At 37.7% G+C, this 19,259-nt stretch carries 16 protein-coding genes; 6 read left to right on the top strand and 10 right to left on the bottom strand.

Translation table 11 applies throughout. The annotated features are described in order from the left end of the window. The first annotated feature begins 675 nt into the window (after window positions 1-675). Window positions 676-897 (top strand): hypothetical protein, encoded by a 222-nt coding sequence (locus GWJ01_RS18250; protein WP_161711441.1) that lies wholly within the window; start codon window positions 676-678, stop codon window positions 895-897. 68 nt (window positions 898-965) lie between these two features. Here GWJ01_RS18250 and mgtE read toward each other — a convergent pair whose 3' ends face one another. The 6 genes from mgtE to purM form a co-directional block, all read right to left on the bottom strand. Then, window positions 966-2,429: a magnesium transporter gene (gene mgtE / locus GWJ01_RS18255; protein WP_088495288.1), complete on the bottom strand. Its 1,464-nt coding sequence runs from the start codon at window positions 2,427-2,429 to the stop codon at window positions 966-968. A 232-nt stretch (window positions 2,430-2,661) separates the two neighbouring features. Beyond that, window positions 2,662-4,194, bottom strand: coding sequence for an exopolyphosphatase (gene ppx, locus GWJ01_RS18260; RefSeq protein ID WP_088495289.1), 1,533 nt, complete (start codon window positions 4,192-4,194; stop codon window positions 2,662-2,664). Between the two features lie 4 nt (window positions 4,195-4,198). Then, on the bottom strand, window positions 4,199-6,280 hold the full coding sequence (ppk1, locus tag GWJ01_RS18265) for a polyphosphate kinase 1 (protein ID WP_088495290.1): 2,082 nt from the start codon (window positions 6,278-6,280) through the stop codon (window positions 4,199-4,201). A 46-nt stretch (window positions 6,281-6,326) separates the two neighbouring features. Continuing rightward, window positions 6,327-6,917, bottom strand: a complete 591-nt coding sequence (gene speG / locus GWJ01_RS18270; protein WP_088495291.1) for a spermidine N1-acetyltransferase — start codon at window positions 6,915-6,917, stop codon at window positions 6,327-6,329. Window positions 6,918-7,023: 106 nt separating this feature from the next. After that, complete coding sequence (gene purN, locus GWJ01_RS18275; RefSeq protein ID WP_109401722.1) at window positions 7,024-7,653, bottom strand: phosphoribosylglycinamide formyltransferase; 630 nt, start codon at window positions 7,651-7,653, stop codon at window positions 7,024-7,026. A gap of 13 nt (window positions 7,654-7,666) precedes the next feature. Further along, window positions 7,667-8,707 (bottom strand): phosphoribosylformylglycinamidine cyclo-ligase, encoded by a 1,041-nt coding sequence (gene purM / locus GWJ01_RS18280; RefSeq protein ID WP_109401723.1) that lies wholly within the window; start codon window positions 8,705-8,707, stop codon window positions 7,667-7,669. 231 nt (window positions 8,708-8,938) lie between these two features. Between purM and upp the strand changes: the two genes are divergently transcribed. The 4 genes from upp (at window position 8,939) to hda (ending at window position 13,480) form a co-directional block, all read left to right on the top strand. Beyond that, window positions 8,939-9,565 carry a uracil phosphoribosyltransferase gene (upp, locus tag GWJ01_RS18285; RefSeq protein ID WP_023581896.1) on the top strand — a complete coding sequence of 209 codons (627 nt, stop codon included), beginning with the start codon at window positions 8,939-8,941 and terminating at the stop codon, window positions 9,563-9,565. A gap of 191 nt (window positions 9,566-9,756) precedes the next feature. After that, complete coding sequence (gene uraA, locus GWJ01_RS18290; RefSeq protein WP_098942491.1) at window positions 9,757-11,058, top strand: uracil permease; 1,302 nt, start codon at window positions 9,757-9,759, stop codon at window positions 11,056-11,058. Window positions 11,059-11,344: 286 nt separating this feature from the next. After that, complete coding sequence (locus tag GWJ01_RS18295; RefSeq protein ID WP_109393987.1) at window positions 11,345-12,550, top strand: mechanosensitive ion channel family protein; 1,206 nt, start codon at window positions 11,345-11,347, stop codon at window positions 12,548-12,550. A 222-nt stretch (window positions 12,551-12,772) separates the two neighbouring features. Further along, complete coding sequence (gene hda / locus GWJ01_RS18300; protein WP_006533048.1) at window positions 12,773-13,480, top strand: DnaA inactivator Hda; 708 nt, start codon at window positions 12,773-12,775, stop codon at window positions 13,478-13,480. Window positions 13,481-13,688: 208 nt separating this feature from the next. Here the strand turns inward: hda and GWJ01_RS18305 are convergent, their stop codons facing one another. The 3 genes from GWJ01_RS18305 to GWJ01_RS18315 form a co-directional block, all read right to left on the bottom strand. Next, window positions 13,689-14,939, bottom strand: a complete 1,251-nt coding sequence (locus GWJ01_RS18305) for an MFS transporter (RefSeq protein WP_161711442.1) — start codon at window positions 14,937-14,939, stop codon at window positions 13,689-13,691. Window positions 14,940-15,632: 693 nt separating this feature from the next. Then, the gene (gene arsC, locus GWJ01_RS18310; protein WP_109401726.1) at window positions 15,633-15,989 is read right to left on the bottom strand and encodes an arsenate reductase (glutaredoxin); all 357 of its coding nucleotides are present in this window, start codon (window positions 15,987-15,989) and stop codon (window positions 15,633-15,635) included. Window positions 15,990-15,997: 8 nt separating this feature from the next. Continuing rightward, complete coding sequence (locus tag GWJ01_RS18315) at window positions 15,998-17,470, bottom strand: tetratricopeptide repeat protein (protein WP_109393984.1); 1,473 nt, start codon at window positions 17,468-17,470, stop codon at window positions 15,998-16,000. A 154-nt stretch (window positions 17,471-17,624) separates the two neighbouring features. Here GWJ01_RS18315 and GWJ01_RS18320 point away from each other — a divergent pair, with 154 nt between their 5' ends. Continuing rightward, window positions 17,625-18,701 carry an AI-2E family transporter gene (locus GWJ01_RS18320; RefSeq protein WP_109393983.1) on the top strand — a complete coding sequence of 359 codons (1,077 nt, stop codon included), beginning with the start codon at window positions 17,625-17,627 and terminating at the stop codon, window positions 18,699-18,701. 85 nt (window positions 18,702-18,786) lie between these two features. Here GWJ01_RS18320 and bcp read toward each other — a convergent pair whose 3' ends face one another. After that, complete coding sequence (gene bcp, locus GWJ01_RS18325; RefSeq protein WP_088495299.1) at window positions 18,787-19,257, bottom strand: thioredoxin-dependent thiol peroxidase; 471 nt, start codon at window positions 19,255-19,257, stop codon at window positions 18,787-18,789. Window positions 19,258-19,259 lie beyond the last annotated feature (2 nt).

Raw genomic sequence — 19,259 nt, forward strand, 5'->3', positions numbered from 1 at the left:
ATAACAGCAAAAGGTTATTTAAAGACTATTTATGCGAGAAAGAATAATGTTGTGATGATGGTTTAAGTTATAACAGGAAGCTCTTAATAATGTAAATAGATGAAATTAAAACAACAGCATTAACTGGTTTTTAGGGGTGTTTTTAGATTATCTTGTTTTTGCTGTTGTTATTTCATTTGTTTAAATATTGATATTTTAATAATTACCAACATAAAATAAAAATATTAAATGACTTACAAATAAGTAAGAACTCTGTATTTTTAAATAAAAAATGTTTAATGCTGAATATATTTATTCTAATTTAAATAACCGTAAAAATAATAAATTAAGAGATGCGTTAATTTATTATTTTCCGGAAATAAAGTTATTATTAGATAATTAAGAAAGCTAACAGTATTAATAATGAAAGATATGATCTGATAGAAAATGAATTATTAGAATATTCTACTGTATGTTAAATTCTAATTAGTTGAAATTAAATTTCACTATTTCTTTATTTGTTGAAATCAAAATCTAATAAAATTTACAATGATAACTTTATTTTTGTATTTTTATGCATAATGTGGTTTTTCTGTGTTTTGCCATTAAATTAAAAATAAAAACAAAAAGAGGCATCAAAAAAACTATTCTTGGTTATAATTACATCAGGAAGTCAATTGATATGTCGGAGGATTTATGGTCTCTATCTCAATGAGTGCTGTTCTCTTAGCTGCAATTGTTCTGTTTGCATCACTTTCTATCGTCGCATTAGGTGGTAGTTTGGTATTAAAAACCATGCTTAATAACACCAATCAAAATGACGGCTATTTACTAACTGCCTCTGTTAAAAAGACTTTTATTACTTCATTGATTATCGCATTGTTGCTTGTCTATTATTACCTTTCAACAACGGCTTAATTATTTATCGATATAAAAAACGCCACTGTATTTTATTAGCAGTGGCGTTAGTATTATTGAGGCTTTTCTTAGACTAAGAAGATAGTTGCTAAACCTAAGAAGATAAAGAAACCACCTGTATCTGTAATTGCGGTTATCATAACGCTTGAACCAATTGCAGGATCTTTACCTAATTTAATCATTGTCATTGGGATCAATACACCCATCATGGCAGCCATTAAGAGGTTTAATACCATCGCCATTGTCATTACCGCACCCATAGCAAGGTCGCCATAGAGGAGGTAAGTGACAATTCCCATTATTCCCCCCCAAACAACGCCGTTAATAAAGGCAACACCAAGCTCTCTTAAAATTAAGAAAGAAAAGCTTCCGGTTTGAATTTGGTGTAGCGCTAATGCGCGAACAATCATTGTGATGGTCTGATTACCTGTATTTCCCCCAATACCCGCAACAATCGGCATCAATGTGGCGAGGGCGACTAATTGGGAAATGGTATCTTCAAAGACACCAATAACACGAGAGGCAACGAAAGCAGTACATAAGTTGATAGCCAGCCAAGTCCAACGTGTTTTAACAGCTTGTCCAACGGGTGCGAAGACGTCTTCTTCTGGGCTCAAACCACCCATACGACGAATATTGGTATCGCTCTCTTCATGCATGTTATCAACGATATCTTCAACGGTTAATCGCCCCATTAGAAGACCGTTACTATCAACAACAGCTGCAGAAATTAAGTCATAACGTTCGAACGCGCCCGCTGCATCTTCACCTTTTTCTTCTGGCATAAAGCTAACAGTGTCTGTTTTCATTACATCAGAGACAAGCTTATCAGGAGATTGGGTTAAAACGGTGGTTAATGGAAGCTCGCCCAATAGATGATTTTTATTATCAATAACGAAAATTTTATCCGTTGCTTCAGGAATAGAGCCTCGTTGGCGTAAATAGCGCTGTACCGTTTTTAATGTGACATTGCCTCGCACAGTGACGAACTCAAAATCCATCATCTGACCGACACTGTCTTTTGGATATTGAAGAACTTCTCTTATTCTATTACGCAGGCTTGGTTCTAAATAGGTAAGAAGGCGACGCATCGTATCGCGAGGTAAGTGCTCTGCGATATATGCTTGCTCATCCACATGTAATGTGGCGACCGATCGTAATAACTCACGGTCAGTCATATCTTTAATTAAGCTGTCCCAAACGGCGACAGAAGCTTCGACTAAAACAGCACCACGTTCATTATTATCAACCAAATGCCACAGTGCTAGACGTTCGTCATAGGGGAGGGCTTCAAGAATATCTGCAATATCTGCCGCGTGTAGATCTTGTAGTAATTCTCTAACAGTGGTGATTTTTTCATGAAGTTCATGGTGGCTCAGCCTATCATTTTCACTTGCTTCACCTAAAACGGTTTCAACAAAATGATCATCTTCGAGAAAGATGCTCAAAATTTGCTGACGCAGGTGTGCCACTTTTTGTGAATACGGATTGATGGCAGCCGCAGTATCATTGTTGATAGCTGTTTGAGACATGTTATTCCTTTTTAATTCTTACGAGGGAGATAACCATTGACACTAATTATTCCATTTTAGGATGATTATCGGTCTTCTCCGTATAAAAAATATGAATCTTGAACAATATTGCGTTGGTGATGTTCATATTATGGTCACAAATCAAACCTATGTTGTTATGTGATAGTTGTTGTATGATAGATGCAACAAAAGACGCATTGACTAGCGTCTTTTTCTGTATAATATCATATTGTTAAGCAGATTCCTCTTTTATATCCAGTTTCCAACCCGGAACCGACTGCCAATGCTCTTGTTCTTTTTCTAAATCCAATTCCATCAATGTGTTATCGGAAAGATATTTTTTAGGAAAATAAAGCGTCCAATGATTTTCATCTGTAACTAAACGCAAAGATGCGGGTTTTGTCGTCGATTGTCGCTGATTATTAAGTAAAGTTGCTAATCTTAGTATTTGTACGAGTGGGAAATACTGTTTCTTTTTATAAAGATTAAATTTTGGCAACTCATCTAACTTGATCCCTTTTCGGTGATAGCGAACTAGGGTTGTTAATAACAGCTGTTGCTCTTGATTAAAACCGGGTAAATCAGTATTTGAAAGAATATAGGCAGAATGACGATGTAACCCGCTTAAATTAATGCTTAATCCCACCTCATGTAACATGACAGCCCAGATTAAAATAGCTTCTAAATCAGGACGAACTAATTTAGGATTTTGCTGTGCCCACTGAGCGTAGAGAGATTGCATTGTTTCAAGAACACGTTTTGCTTGCTCTCTATCGATATTATAGTGCTCTGCAAGGCTTTTTGCTGTGCGTTGACGAATATCTTGATGGCGGAATCTGCCTTCCATTTCATAAAGCACACCCTCACGTAATGCACCATCAGAAAGATGTAGGGCTTTTAATCCTAAAGAATCAAAGATACCGCATAAAATCGCCAAACCCGGTACAAAAACATGTTTACGCTCATCGGATAAACCCGGTAGGGCGATATCTTTAAATTTTTTAAATCGTAAAACTTGTTTAGTGAGCATAAGCAGGCGTTCTGGTGTGATAACACCGTCTTTTTCACCAAACTCAACTAAGATCTCATGAGCTGCTTTAATCGTTCCTGAAGCCCCTAAAGCCACATCCCAGCCAGTCATTTTGTATTGCCATGCAATTTTTTCCATTTTACGCGCGGCTTTTTCTCGTGCTTTACGAAAAGCGGATTCACTGATTTTCTGTTCTGGGAAAAATTGACGGCTAAAACTGACACAACCCATGCGTTGGCTTTCGATTAAGATTGGTTCAAAATTTTCACCAATAACCAATTCTGTTGAGCCACCACCGATATCAATAACGAGCTTTCGACCTTTTTCAGATTGAGTGTGTTCAACACCCATAAAAATAAGTCGAGCTTCTTCGTGTCCCGAAATAATTTCGATAGGATAAGGAATAACTTCTTTGGCGCGTTGAAGAAAGACTTTCGCATTAGTGGCGACGCGCAAAGTATGCGTTCCCACGACAGTGACATTTTCCGCAGGAAAGCCCTGTAACCTTTCAGCAAAAAGAGAAAGGGCTGAAAGCCCACGTAACATAGCCTCTTCGCTTAATTCGTTATCATCATCAAGCCCGTCAGCAAGATAAACTCGCTGTTTTAAACGGCTTAATACTTGTAATGCGCCATTAACAACCCGCGCAATAATCATATGAAAACTATTAGAACCGAGGTCAATAGCCGCAATTTCTAAAGGACGTGGTGAAGAGTCATCTTGTGATAAAGGCATAGAATTACGCTCGTGGATCTGGTTGTTCTAACAATTTAATGTACTCATAGACAGCAAGCTGGGAACGGATCTTACGTTTATTTCCACGAGGAACATAGCTATTTGTTAAATCTTTATCGATATAACGTGCTTTTACGGTGTCATTAAATTGAATATCCAGAATATCAAGAACGCGCTGTTTAAGTTGAGGATCAAGCAAAGCCACTGCAACTTCAATACGATAATCAAGATTTCGCGTCATCCAATCCGCAGAAGAGAGAAAGATTTTTTCATCGCCTTTATTAGTAAACACATAGACACGATCGTGTTCTAAAAATCGGTCAACAATGCTGGTTACCTGAATATTTTCACTAAATCCCGGTTGATTAGGGACTAAAGAACACATTCCACGTACTAATAATCGTACTTTTACGCCAGCTTCTGACGCGTCATAAAGGCGATTAACGAGCTCTTCATCAACTAAGTTATTCACTTTTAATGTGATCCCTGCTGGATGTCCGGCTTGGGCACTGTGAATTTCGTTTGTGATTAATTGATTTAACAGAATACGCGAGTTTTGTGGTGAAACCATTAAATGTTCAAAAGTCACTGGACGATAAGGATTTTCAATAAAACTAAAGACGCGGCGCACTTCATTAGTAATTTCGGTATTCGCCGTTAATAATGAATAGTCAGTATAAAGACGCGCTGTTTTTTCGTTAAAGTTCCCGGTACCAATATGAGCATAGCGAATAATTTCACCATTTTCTAAACGTGAAATGATAAATAACTTCGCGTGAATTTTCAGACCTGGGGCTGAGAAAATAACGTGTACACCTGCTTCTGTCAGGCGTTTTGCCCAGTGAATATTTGCTGCTTCATCAAAGCGAGCTTGTAACTCAACGACAACAGTGACACGTTTGCCGTTATGCGCAGCGTGGATCATCGAATCAATGATCCGAGAATCTTTAGCGACACGGTAAATATTGATTTTTATTGAGATAACACTTGGATCGAAAGAGGCTTGGCGCAACAATTCCAGCACATGCTCAAAGGTATGATAAGGATAATAGAGTAAGACATCGCGCTCACGTATTGCATCAAAGCCATTACGGAAATTATCAAACCACACATGGCGTAAGCGTGGGATCACTTTATTTAAAAGAAATTTACTCCCTTCATTTGGGAAGTTAATAAAATCTTTAAAATTATGATAACGACCACCAGCTATTACGGAGTCATTATTCGATAAACCTAATTTACTGCGCAGTAGTGCCACCATTTCATCAGGCATATCCCGTTGATAAACAAAACGGACGGGTTCTGCGGTAAGGCGCTGTTTTAATGTCGATGACATCATTTCAAGTAAACTTGATTCCATTTCTGTCGCAAGATCGTACTCTGCATCTCGCGTCATTTTCATGGAATAAGCACTTAATGAGTCGTAATCAAAAAAGCCTTTAAACACTTCATCAAGACAGTAGCGTAAAATATTATCCAATAAAATCATGGATTTTTTCTTACTACGACCTTGGTCTGTTGGCAGAATGACAAAACGAGGTACTTTATCTGATGGAATTTCTAGTAGGGCATAATGAATAATTTGCCCTTGCGCTATTTCAACCGCTAAATAGGTATAGTCATCTTTAAGAAACTCAACTAAGTCTGTTTCAGGATTAATCAAAATAGGCGTGATGTGTTTTCTTAAATTTTGACGGAAGTATTGGCGTAACCAGATTTGTTGATTAGGTGAGATTTGGCGTTCGTTAATTAAAAATATTTGATTTCGCGCCATTTCAAGTAACAAATCATTATATAAGGCATCAAACTCTTGGTCAGCTTTAGCCACTTTTGACTGAATTTTCTTTATAAGATGGCGAGCATGACTTGATGCAGAGCGTGAACCACGCTCTTCATTAATTAAAATACGGCGTTTTACATCGGCAAAGCGAACCTTATAGAACTCATCAAGATTATTTGAATAGATCCCCAGAAACCTGACTCTTTCAATTAACGGGTTTCGTTTATCAGCCGCCTCTTGTAATACACGCTCGTTAAACGCAAGCCAACTGATCTCTTTATCAATATAGAGTCGTTCCTGGGACATCTGAACTCCAACAAGGGTTAAAGTTAAAACTTAATATCTGAATAAATCAGACGTGTTGCTTAATGGTCGCACCCGGCTTAACAAAATTTTCGGGTTTCGCCTCTTTGGCTTTTTGTTCAAAATAAGGCGCTTGGAAAGTACACATTCTAATCGCAGAACGGTAGGCACCGTTAACAAAAAACTCATCTATTAAATCACCTTCTTTTTTAAAGCCAAGCTTTTCATAAATATGAATCGCTTTAGCATTCTCTTTATCGACGATCAAATAGAGTTTGTATAAATTAAGTACAGAAAAAGCATAATCCATCGCCAACTTTGCGGCTCGTGCAGCATATCCGTGGCCTTGATGTGCCGGTGCGATGATGATTTGGAATTCAGCACGACGGTGAACATAATCAATTTCAACCAACTCGACAAGCCCAACTTTAGTACCATCACTTTCGGCAATAAAACGGCGTTCACTTTGGTCGTGAATATGTTTTTCATAAAGGTCGCTTAACTCGATAAAAGCCTCATAAGGCTCTTCAAACCAATAGCGCATAACGCTGGCATTATTATCAAGTTGATGGACAAAAGAGAGATCTTCTCGTTCGAGAGGACGTAATTTTATAGGTGGAACTTTCTTACCACCGGACATAAGCACCTCGGTGAATGCATTGAATAAAAAGAGAAAAGGGTGACACAAAAAAAGTCACGCGAGCTACAGTGTAGCACAATGTGACTTTTTATCTTAAACGAAATAGTTAACCAAGGTTGTCGAAAAGCGCAATATCATCGAGAAAAGCTTGATTACTCTTCATTTTTAATCGCTCGTCAGCTAACCAACCGATCGCTAATGGATAGATACGATACTCTTCAGTTTGTATTCTTGCTTGTAATGATTGTTCAGTATCATCGGGTAAAACAGGAATACGCGCCTGAATAATCATGGGACCACCATCAAGCTCTTCTGTAACAAAATGGACGGTAACACCATGAAAAGAGTCTTTATTCGCTAAAACTTGGCGATGAGTGTGTAATCCAGGATATTTAGGAAGCAAAGAAGGATGAATATTTAATAATTTATGCTGATAGTGAGTGACAAAATCAGGCGATAAAATACGCATAAAGCCTGCTAAAACCACAATATCGGGCTGATAAGCATCGATTTGTTCAATTAACGCTTTATCGTAATCCGCTCTGTCATTATATAGAGCAGGATCAACAAAATAAGCTGGAATATTAGCCAGTTTTGCTCGTTCAAGACCATATGCATCAGCTTTATTACTTAAGACAGCAACCACATTTCCTGTGATTTTATTTGCCCTACAGGCGTCGATAACCGCCTGTAGGTTGCTGCCGTTTCCTGAAATAAGGACGACAATATTTTTCATTCACATGCTTTCATTAGTTAATAATAACTTGTGCTTCACCAGTAGCTTGTGGCGCAACTTCACCAATTAACCATGCGTTTTCACCACATTCAGCCAGATGTGCTAATGTTTTTTCAACGTCATTTGGGTTAACGGCAATTAACAAACCAACGCCACAGTTAAAGGTGCGATACATTTCATGTGTACTGACTTGTCCGGCATCTTGTAGCCATTTGAAAACCAATGGCCATTCCCAACTTTTACTTTCGATACGCGCTTGCGTGTTTTCAGGTAATACGCGAGGAATATTTTCCCAGAATCCGCCACCTGTAATATGTGCTACAGCATGGATGTCCACACTTTCAATTAATGAAAGCAGTGACTTCACATAAATACGAGTAGGGGCTAATAGGTGATCGGCTAATGATTTATCGCCTAATGGTGTGTTTTCAGCTTGCGTATTGCTGACTTCAAGAATTTTTCTGACTAATGAATAGCCATTAGAATGAGGACCACTTGATGCTAAAGCGATTAGTGCATCGCCAGCTTTAACTTTGCTACCATCGATAATTTCTGATTTCTCAACCACACCGACACAAAAGCCTGCGATATCATAATCGTTACCGTGGTACATTCCTGGCATTTCAGCAGTTTCACCACCGACTAGTGCACAGCCAGATTGCTTACAACCTTCTGCAATACCTGTTACTACGCGTGCTGCGGTATCGACATCTAATTTTCCTGTGGCATAGTAGTCAAGGAAGAAAAGGGGTTCCGCACCTTGAACAATCAAATCGTTGACACACATTGCGACTAAATCAATACCGATGTCATCATGGCGATTTAAATCCATCGCAAGGCGAAGTTTAGTTCCTACGCCATCAGTGCCTGAAACTAAAATAGGTTCGCGGTATTTAGATGGAATTGCACAAAGTGCGCCAAAACCACCTAAACCTCCCATAACTTCAGGACGGCGGGTTTCTTTTACTACACCTTTGATACGATCGACTAAAGCATTACCTGCATCAATATCGACACCGGCATCTTTATAGCTGAGAGAGGATTTGTTAGTCACGTAGAGCCCTCACGGCAAGTTGCTGTTAAGAAAAAATGTGTGCGGACGCTATTCTAACAGGCAAAGCAAACGTTTGCGAGGATCTTCTTTATAGGTCACAATTATTCATGTTGGTGTGGTTAAAAGCTGTGCGTTTGATCAATATCAATAGAAAAACGATGGAATGTTGGCAAAAAAGCGGTATAATCTCGCGATTTTTTTGTCAGGCTGCGTCGTACATTAGGAGAAATTATGAAGATCGTTGAGGTAAAACACCCACTCATTCAACATAAATTGGGGCTGATGCGAGATCATGATATAAGCACTAAACGCTTTCGTGAACTGGCTTCAGAAGTTTCCAGTCTACTGACGTATGAAGCTACCGCCGATTTAGAAACAGAGACGGTAACAATAGAAGGTTGGTGTGGTTCGGTAGAGATAGAACAGATTAAAGGAAAAAAAATCACAGTAGTTCCTATCCTCCGTGCAGGTATCGGGATGATGGATGGAGTATTAGAAAATATTCCTAGTGCCCGAATCAGTGTAGTTGGCGTTTACCGCGATGAAGAAACATTAAAACCTGTCCCTTACTTCCAGAAATTAGCATCCAATATTGAAGAGCGTATGGCTCTTGTTGTTGACCCTATGTTAGCAACAGGCGGCTCTATGATTGCCACAATTGATTTATTAAAAAATGCGGGCTGTACTTCAATTAAAGTATTAGTACTGGTTGCTGCTCCAGAAGGAATTAAGGCATTAGAAGAAGCTCATCCAGATGTGGAATTATATACTGCATCTATTGATAGTCATCTTAATGAGCACGGGTACATCGTTCCAGGTCTTGGCGATGCTGGTGATAAGATATTTGGTACAAAATAATAATTAAGCCGACTTTGATAGTCGGCTTTTTTTTGGACCACTTATTTGTTCTATACTCTAAATATTTTAAGGTGTCGCTAGATGAGTCGTTCGAGTGAGCGTAGTTAGTAACGCGGTGGCTTAAAGTAAGACGAGTATAAAGTTAAAAATACAAACCAATTTCACATTCATATTAAAGAGAGGTCGTAAGCATGACTCGTCGTGCAATCGGGGTAGAAGAGCGCCCACCATTATTACAAACAATTCCGTTGAGTCTTCAACATCTGTTTGCAATGTTTGGCGCCACCGTACTTGTGCCAATTTTATTTAAAGTTAATCCGGCAACAATATTGTTATTTAACGGGATCGGAACCCTGCTTTATCTCTTTATTTGTAAAGGACGCATTCCTGCTTATTTAGGTTCAAGTTTCGCGTTTATCTCACCGGTACTTTTACTGTTACCTCTAGGGTATGAATTAGCACTCGGGGGATTCATCGTCTGTGGCGTGTTATTTTGTATCGTTGCAGGTATTGTTAAAATAGCAGGGCGAGGCTGGATCAATGTGATGTTTCCGCCTGCGGCAATGGGCGCAATCGTTGCCGTCATCGGGCTTGAATTAGCAGGAACCGCTGCAGGAATGGCAGGATTATTACCAAGTGCTGATGCACCAGTTGATAATCAAACACTGCTTATTTCTATGGTAACTTTAGGTGTGACAATCTTAGGCTCGGTGATGTTTAGAGGATTCCTTGCTATTATTCCTATTCTTATCGGGGTATTAGTTGGTTATGCACTCTCTTTCTTCTTGGGCGTTGTTGATATTACTCCAATTAAAGAAGCTAACTGGTTTGCACTACCGACATTCTATTCTCCACGTTTTGAATGGAGTGCCATCTTTATTATTCTACCTGCCGCATTAGTAGTTATTGCAGAGCACGTTGGACACCTTGTTGTTACAGCCAATATTGTGCAACGCGATTTAATGAAAAACCCTGGCTTACATCGTTCTATGTTCGCAAACGGTTTCTCTACCATTATTTCGGGTTTCTTTGGCTCAACACCAAATACCACTTACGGTGAAAATATTGGTGTTATGGCTATCACTAAAGTTTACAGCTCATGGGTTATTGGTGGCGCAGCAATTCTCGCTATCTTATTATCTTGCGTCGGTAAACTTGCTGCTGCTATTGCTGCTGTACCTGTTCCAGTGATGGGTGGGGTTTCATTACTACTTTACGGTGTTATTGGTGCATCAGGTATTCGTGTCTTGTTAGATTCAAAAGTGGATTACAACAAACCACAAAACTTGATATTAACTGCAATTATTCTGATTGTTGGTGTGAGTGGTGCATCCATTCAGATTGGTGCGGCTGAATTAAAAGGCATGGCATTAGCAACTATCGTAGGTATTGTTTTAAGCTTAATCTTTAAACTAGTCAGTATTGTTCGCCCTGAAACAGAATTAGTGGATAACACCATTGAATCGGTGAGTGGTACAGCAAACAAAAAGTAATCGACTAAGAAAATCTAAAGCAATATGCTGAAATTAATAAAAAAGGTGGATGATCTCCACCTTTTTTATTGTGTTTTATTTTTATGTCATATTAAAAACTAAGATTATTGATATTTTAAGTATTTAAAACTTAGGAGAGCATGATTAATTCAATCATGATGTTTATTTAAATGAAATAAATGAGACAATGGGGGTCTGTTCTTATACGGAACAGGCAATTTGTCTGTGGTTTGAGTGATATTCGTTTTAAGATTGGAAGCGTCTCAAAAAAGGTATAACGTAATTTATGGAAAAGCTGATTGAAATTTATGATTTCATTACATCAAAGCAGATTTTTACCACAGTATTTTTAGTTATTGTGTTGCTGGTGGTGTGGTTTCTCGCCAAAATGATTTTCCGCCGAATAGCAAAGCGTTTACTTTTTTTATTTACTGAACTTTCAGATGAAGAAACGATAGAAGATATAGCTAAAAAGAGTGCATCTATCGTTGCTGTTACACTCGTTCTCTATATTAATCAGCTATTACCGTCTTTTTCAGCCGAAATGAATATTATTTTTGAGACGGTTGCTCGCGCCTTTATTATCATCAATATTGCCTCATTGCTAAATAACGCGCTTGATATCTTTAATATTAGGCACGCCAAAAAAGCGTGGCATCGAAATAACTCTATCAAAGGCTATATTGAGATTGCCAAAATTGTGGTTTGGATTATCTCTTTTATCCTGATTATTGCGTTATTTACTGAACAATCACCACTTATTATTATCTCAAGCTTTGGTGCCATTGCTGCGGTATTAATGTTTGTTTTTCAGCATACACTTATCTCTTTTGTTGCCAATATTCTTATTTCTAACGGAAAAGTATTAAAGCTTTATGATTGGATTGAATTGCCCAGTAGTAATATCAGCGGTGAGGTTATTGATATCGCATTACATACGATCACTGTGCGTAATTGGGATAATACGATTTCACGTATTCCAACCAAAGATTTTTTGACTGAAAAATATACAAACTGGCAACCAATGTTTTCATCAGGAGGGCGTCGGATCAAGCGTAGTTTTTATATTGACCAATCTTCGATTTCATTTGCAACGCAAGAGTTAGTATTAGAGTTAAAAAATATAGCACCGCTTCGTAAGAGCATCGAAACGATGCTAGAAGGAAAGGAAGAAGAGATTGGTGACATTAATGAGTGGTTAGAAACAAAAGGGGTGACAAACCTACAATTGTTTCGTAAGTACATGCTAAATTGGATAAAGATGCGTGGTGATGTTCGGCCTGATATGTATTTAGTGATCAGAACAATGCCACCTACACCGATGGGATTACCTGTAGAGTTATATTGTTTTACTCGTGCAACTACGTGGGTTGAATATGAAGAGACTCAATCTGAAATTTTTGAGTATATAAATGCATCAGCCAAATATTTTAAGCTCGATATTTATCAGCAACCTTCAGGTAATGATGTTGCGAAATTAAAATTTAGATAATAAAGACGATTAAATAAACAAGAAATATTTTCTGATGTTGCACTAAACAATTTGTGATACAGAGAGGCGACAAATAAATAAGTCACTAAGAGCCTATAAAATAGGCTTATCACGATAATTTTGCTGTTATCTTAATCAGTGCAATGTGCTTTTTTAATATTGATTCTGACCTTGTGAGAATTTGTGTTAGAATCACCACGTTTATTAAACTATTCAGGTGAGGTGCTTCTGAATACGCCGTCACAGCTATCATTACCACTATCTCTGCCCGATGATGAGACATTCGATAGCTTTTATGCAGGGGAAAACGCGTCATTAGTCGCGGCAATTCGAACCGCCATTCATCAATCTCATGGCAGTTATATCTATTTCTGGTCTCGTGACGGAGGTGGAAAGAGTCATCTATTACATGCCGCTTGTGCTGAGCTTTCACTAAAAGGCGATGCTGTTGGTTATGTTCCTCTTGATAAACGAGCCTATTTTGTTCCTGATGTTCTGGAAGGCATGGAACACTTATCCTTAGTTTGTATTGATAATGTGCAATGTATTGCAGGTGATGAAGAGTGGGAACTCGCCTTATTTAATCTTTATAACCGCGTTTTAGAGCATGGGCGAACTTGTTTATTAATTACAGGGGATAGGCCACCTCGCCAAATAGAGCTACAACTTCCTGATTTAGCATCTCGACTCGATTGGGGGCAAATCTACCGCCTGCAACCTTTAAGTGATGAAGAGAAAATTCAAGCGTTACAATTAAGAGCAAAACTTCGCGGGTTTGAATTACCTGAAGATGTCGGGCGTTTTGTATTAAAACGTTTGGACAGAAAAATGCGAACCTTATTTGAAATGCTTGATGAGCTTGATCACGCCTCTATTGTTGCTCAACGTAAACTGACCATCCCATTTGTGAAAGACATTCTCAAACTTTAAATCGCCTCACTCATCTTATTCGGTGAGGCTAATAATCTAAATCCTATCTCTATTTCCCAAATCTAATATCTATTGAAGGTAACAATTCTTGGTTTTTTTAAACCGTGGTATTTCTATTATCTCTGATAAAAAGAGATAAAAAAACCGCTTGTCTTTATACAAGGCAAGCGGTGAGAGACACAAACAATAAAGGAGGAGGGTTAAATAATTAGTTTGCTTCTGCTACTTTGGCTTTCTTCTGAGGAACCAGTAAGAAAATCAGATAAAGTACAGTGATTGCAACGGTGTAGCCTGTGAAGATTAACCAGAATGATTTCCAATCAACTGCGCCATTAGTGGTATATAAGTCAATCACCCATCCACTTAACATTGCACCTAAATAAGTACCGAAACCGTTCACTAAGGTCATAAACATACCTTGTGCTGTTGAACGATATTGTAATGGGATCTCTTTTTCTAAGAACAGTGAGCCAGAGATATTAAAGAAGTCGAATGCACAACCATACACAATCATTGATAACAATAAGACGATTTGACCTAATGATGTGTAGTCACCATAAGCAAAGAAACCGAAACGTAAGATCCAAGCAATCATACTAAATAAAACGATAGTTTCGATTCTTACACGTTTTAATAACAGTGGTAGGAACAGAATAAATACGACTTCTGAAATCTGTGAAATAGATAAGAACACAGAAGGATAACGTGCAAAGAATGAATCATCTGCATTTGGAGATTGTGCAATATCTTGCAGGAATGGCACGCCAAATGTATTAGTAATTTGTAGTACAGATCCTAACAATGTTGCGAAAAATAAGAAAACAACGACATTTTTCTTTTTAAATACTTGCAAGATGTTGGTGATACTAAATGCAACTTCTTCGGCTTTAGTTTCGTTTTTATCAGCAGCTTTAGTTGCAGGTAAGAACATTGCAAATACAGCTAAAGCAATAGATGCGATCGCTGCAACAAAGAGTTGATGGTAGCTATTACCTAAACCTAAGAAGCTAATCACCCACATGGCTGCAATAAAGCCAACAGTGCCGTAAACACGAATTTTAGGGAAGTAGTTATTAGGCTCTAAATGTTTTTGTTCTAACAGTTCAAAAATGATGCTGTTTGCCATTGAGATACTTGGCATAAAGAACAATAAATGTAATAGAGTTGCAAAGAATAGTGTAGTTACTGTTGTCATTTGCGACATTAGCACTAATGCTAATGCGGAAAAAATATGCAGGGTAATAAACACTAATTTTCGGTTATTTATTTTATCTGCAATAAATCCCATGATGACGGGGGCGATAAGTGAGGCAAGTCCAAGAGCACTGAAAATAAGCCCAACATCACTACCTTTAAAATGCAGCTCTCCAAAGAGATACGAGGCAAATGTTACAAGCCAAGATCCCCATATAAAGAACTGGAGGAATGAGACAAGTTTTAATCTAAGTACGATATTCATCTGTTTTCCTATTAGCCTAGCAATCACCCGACACCAATAATGGTGATTGGTTAGTTTTAATTGCCCATAATGTTGGCTATAACGTTGTTTATTTCATATACATCTACAACTTCATTTCACACTGATTAATTGTCATCAAGTTAAAAAACATCAATGAAAGAAGAGATAGAGTAAATAACAAATTGAAAGCTTATTGTTGTGTTGCAGTATTGTTTTAAATGTGTATTTTTTGTTAATTTCTTTCTTGGATGATAATGAAAAAATATTTTGGCAAGAATTTATAGTTTATCAATTCTGCTATCATATTTTCTGATGCTCATGATATGTAGGAATACATTTGTGTAAAGAGACTTGAGTCACAATATAAATGAAACGCATGATTATTTTTTTCTCATAATTGTGAGTTTATGCGGCGTAGTGTGATCTAAATAAAAGTTTTCAAAAATGGCGATTTCTTACTCATAAAAAATATGAAATTGAGATGAAAATTTTTGAAAGCATAAAGCGATTGTTTTTTTTCTATTGTGGAAATAAGAAACACTTTGCTAATTGTAATTTTTACAATTTAACAACATTTGATGATTGGTTTCTTATTTGAGAAAAGAGAGTAAACGATTGCGAGATTAATAATGAAGTGGATAGAGAGAAGCCCATATATGTAAGAACATAAATATGGGCTTTAAATTTTGAAGATTAATTAAACAGTTCTTTCACTTGTTCTGGTGGGCGACCTAAACGGGCTTTATTACCTACAACCACAATAGGGCGTTCAATAAGTTTAGGGTTTTCATGCATTGCTTGAATTAATGCATCTTGCGATGTTTCATCAGCCAGTTTTAGCGTTTTATAAATTTCTTCTTTTGTGCGCATTAACTCTCTTGCGTCATTAAAATCTAATGCTTTTAGCAGTGTTTTAATTTCTGCTATAGAAGGAGCTGTATCTAGATAGTGAATAACATTAGGCGTTATTTGCATTTCTTCTAGTAAATGTAAGGTTTCACGGCTTTTTGAACAGCGTGGATTGTGATAAATCGTCACTTTCTTGGTCATGTTGTCCCTTATTTAAATTGACTATCTCTTTGCTGAATTTTTCTTAATTGGTCTATACGAGCATCAAAGCGAGCTTGGTCGTTACTACCTAATTTAACTTGTCGGCTTGCATCACCTAAATAACGAATTGCCGTTTCAAAGTCACCTCTTAGGGCCAAATCTTCTGCATAAGCGGCTAATTCATGAGCTCTATCACCTTGCTTAGCTGAATTTTCTGCCATTAATTGCCAACCGATAGGATCGCTTGGATTATCAAAGGTATAACGATAAAGCAGGCGGTTAGCTTCGTTATATTGCTTATTATGCATATATGAATTAGCTAAGTTGGCAATAAGAACATTGTTATTGGGTCTTTGTTTCAATGCCCGTTGTAATCTTGCAACCGCATCGCCTGCACGGTTTTGTTCTAAATCGATATCCGTCATGGCGTCAATAAGCCAAATATTATTCGGATCTTTTTCTAACATGGGAGTGAGCAGTTTTCTTGCGTCATCAAATTTACGATCACGAGAATAGAGCAGTATTAACGCATAATTAGCCGCTGATTTTTCAAGAGCAGTGCCTTGTCTAAATTGATCAAGTGTCGTTTGTAGTGCATTTTCTGATGTTGGATTTTTCGTCAACATGGTTAATACACGCATTTTTGCAAACAGAAAATCAGCTGACTGTGGGATTTGTCGAGCAGGGAATTGACTTGCTCGGCTTCTTGCATCGGATAAACGGCTATCGGGCAAGGGGTGCGTTAATAACATTTCAGGCGGTTTAGAGCTATATCGTACTTGGTCTGCAAGAATTTGCATAAAGTCAGGCATCCCTTTAGGATCAAACCCAGCACGGTAGAGTGTTTGTATTCCGATACGATCTGCTTCTTGCTCATTCATTTGCGTGAATGTGATCATATTTTGCTGCATACCTGCCATACTTCCCGTAAAGGTCGCAAGGCCTGCATTCGGATTCGCCATAAATATCAGAATAGAACCTAATACCCCCGCAAGAGCAAGAGGCGTTGTTTTAGCCTGATCTTCAAGCATTCGTGCTAAATGTCGTTGAGTAACGTGTGTGATTTCGTGAGCCATAACAGAGGCTAATTCACTTTCTGTTCGGCTATATCGAAAGAGTGCGGAATGCAAAACAATGTTTCCCCCAAAATAAGCAAAGGCGTTAATATTGGGATTGTTAACTAAATAAAAGTGAAAAGGGGTTTTGACCGAACTGGCATTCGAAACGAGTTTTTGTCCTAAATTATTAATATAGTTAGAAAGTAATGGGTCAAAAACTAATGGTGCACTATTTCGCAGTTGGCGAGTATAGTAATCACCCATAGCGATTTCTTGATTGATGCTTAATGTTGAACCTGCGGTGGTTCCCATATCAGGTAAAGAGTCTTCAATATCAATCGCAGCCTGAGCGGGTACTACTGATGTTGATAGCAACGCAGAAACAAGAAGCGCGACTAATGGTTTTTTAAGTCTGAGTTTCATACAACTGTATCCTGATAGCTATCTTAACGAAAAATTAATAATTAATGATGTATGATAGCAAAACCTAACGTAAAATCTGTCAAAAGATTATTGCTTATGTAAATGAATACATACAGCCCTATTATTCTGATTATTATAAAGGATCTTTATTTTCATGCTGGACTTGCTTGTTCAATGGTACAAACGCCGATTTGCTGATCCACAAGTTATCGCCCTTGTGGTCATTTTGATTGCCGGTTTTTCAATTCTGTATTTTTTCAGTGGCATACTTGCTCCTTTATTAGTGGCAATTGTGCTTGCTTATCTTTTAGAGTGGCCAACTCATTTACTTGAGAAATTAGGATGCGCCCGTATATGGGCAGTATCGATAATTCTGACACTCTTTATCGGTATTAGTGCCATTGTAATTTTGATTTTAGCGCCAACGGTGTGGCAACAGGGGATGACACTAATTTCAGATATCCCAAATATGATCAATAAGTTCAATGCATTTGCGCATGAATTACCGGATCGTTTCCCTGCATTAATGGATGCGGGCATTGTTGATATGATGGCAGAAAACTTACGCAGTAAGTTCTCAACGGTGGCTGAGTCTGTATTAAAAGTGTCTTTAGCTTCGTTAATCGGAATTATTACACTGTCGATTTATCTTATTCTTGTGCCTTTAATGACGTTCTTCTTACTTAAAGATAAGCAACAGATGCTTAATGCGGTTCGTCGTGTTTTACCAAAAAACAGAATATTGGCGGCTCAAGTTTGGATTGAAGTTAACCAGCAAATTACCAATTATATTCGGGGTAAAGTAACCGAAATGATAATTGTGGGTGTTTTTACTTATTTTGTATTTGCTTTCTTCGATTTGCGCTACTCTGTATTACTTGCTGTTATCGTCGGTGTTTCTGTTTTAGTCCCTTATGTTGGTGCTGTTTTAGCAACGATCCCCGTTATTGTGATTGCATTATCTCAGTGGGGATTAGGTTCTGATTTCTGGGCGTTATTTATCGCTTATCTTGTTGTTCAAGGATTGGATAGTAATTTATTAGTGCCAATTTTGTACTCTGAAGCTGTAAATATGCACCCTTTAGTTATTATATTGTCAGTGATTATATTCGGTGGAATGTGGGGATTTTGGGGAGTTTTCTTTGCTATACCATTAGCAACGCTGATAAAAGCAGTATTGCATGCATTACCTGATGAAATTGCGAATGAGCAACATACAAAGAAAAGCTAATTACCGCATTGAATGTATTAACAAAATATAAATAAAAAAACAGACAGTGAAAACTGTCTGTTATTTTATCAATTCAAAGCATTTATTATGGATGCTGAGCGAGATATTCGAGAACGACTTGATGGTGATTACTGGTTTTAAAGTTATCAAATACGTGTTCGATAACACCATTTTTGTCAATTAAGAATGTTGTACGATGAATGCCATCGTAAGTTTTCCCCATAAATTGCTTTTCTCCCCAGATACCAAACTCTTCTGCAATCTTATGATCTTCATCTGAAAGCAACGTGAAATTTAACATCTCTTTTTCAGCGAAACGGGAAAGTTTTTCTGATTTATCTGTGCTGATGCCGAGTACTTCAACTTTAGCTTTTTTTAGTGCATCCATTTCATCACGTAAGCCACAAGCTTGAGTTGTACAACCAGGTGTCATTGCTTTAGGGTAAAAATAAACGAGCACACGTTGGCCAGCGAAATCAGATAAATTAATTGTTTCTCCATCTTGGTCGGGCAGACTGAATTGAGGCGCCTTTTCACCGGCTTTTAATGGGTTCATTA

This window comes from Proteus sp. G2618 (genome assembly GCF_009915995.1).
GTDB classification, from domain to species: Bacteria; Pseudomonadota; Gammaproteobacteria; order Enterobacterales; family Enterobacteriaceae; genus Proteus; species Proteus terrae.

Excerpts from the sequence above, each read along its gene's own strand:
- GWJ01_RS18250 (WP_161711441.1), top strand. The coding sequence starts at position 676 with ATGGTCTCTATCTCAATGAGTGCTGTTCTCTTAGCTGCAATTGTTCTG.
- mgtE (WP_088495288.1), bottom strand. The coding sequence starts at position 2,429 with ATGTCTCAAACAGCTATCAACAATGATACTGCGGCTGCCATCAATCCG.
- ppx (WP_088495289.1), bottom strand. The coding sequence starts at position 4,194 with ATGCCTTTATCACAAGATGACTCTTCACCACGTCCTTTAGAAATTGCG.
- ppk1 (WP_088495290.1), bottom strand. The coding sequence starts at position 6,280 with ATGTCCCAGGAACGACTCTATATTGATAAAGAGATCAGTTGGCTTGCG.
- speG (WP_088495291.1), bottom strand. The coding sequence starts at position 6,917 with ATGTCCGGTGGTAAGAAAGTTCCACCTATAAAATTACGTCCTCTCGAA.
- purN (WP_109401722.1), bottom strand. The coding sequence starts at position 7,653 with ATGAAAAATATTGTCGTCCTTATTTCAGGAAACGGCAGCAACCTACAG.
- upp (WP_023581896.1), top strand. The coding sequence starts at position 8,939 with ATGAAGATCGTTGAGGTAAAACACCCACTCATTCAACATAAATTGGGG.
- uraA (WP_098942491.1), top strand. The coding sequence starts at position 9,757 with ATGACTCGTCGTGCAATCGGGGTAGAAGAGCGCCCACCATTATTACAA.
- GWJ01_RS18295 (WP_109393987.1), top strand. The coding sequence starts at position 11,345 with ATGGAAAAGCTGATTGAAATTTATGATTTCATTACATCAAAGCAGATT.
- GWJ01_RS18305 (WP_161711442.1), bottom strand. The coding sequence starts at position 14,939 with ATGAATATCGTACTTAGATTAAAACTTGTCTCATTCCTCCAGTTCTTT.
- arsC (WP_109401726.1), bottom strand. The coding sequence starts at position 15,989 with ATGACCAAGAAAGTGACGATTTATCACAATCCACGCTGTTCAAAAAGC.
- GWJ01_RS18315 (WP_109393984.1), bottom strand. The coding sequence starts at position 17,470 with ATGAAACTCAGACTTAAAAAACCATTAGTCGCGCTTCTTGTTTCTGCG.
- GWJ01_RS18320 (WP_109393983.1), top strand. The coding sequence starts at position 17,625 with ATGCTGGACTTGCTTGTTCAATGGTACAAACGCCGATTTGCTGATCCA.
- bcp (WP_088495299.1), bottom strand. The coding sequence starts at position 19,257 with ATGAACCCATTAAAAGCCGGTGAAAAGGCGCCTCAATTCAGTCTGCCC.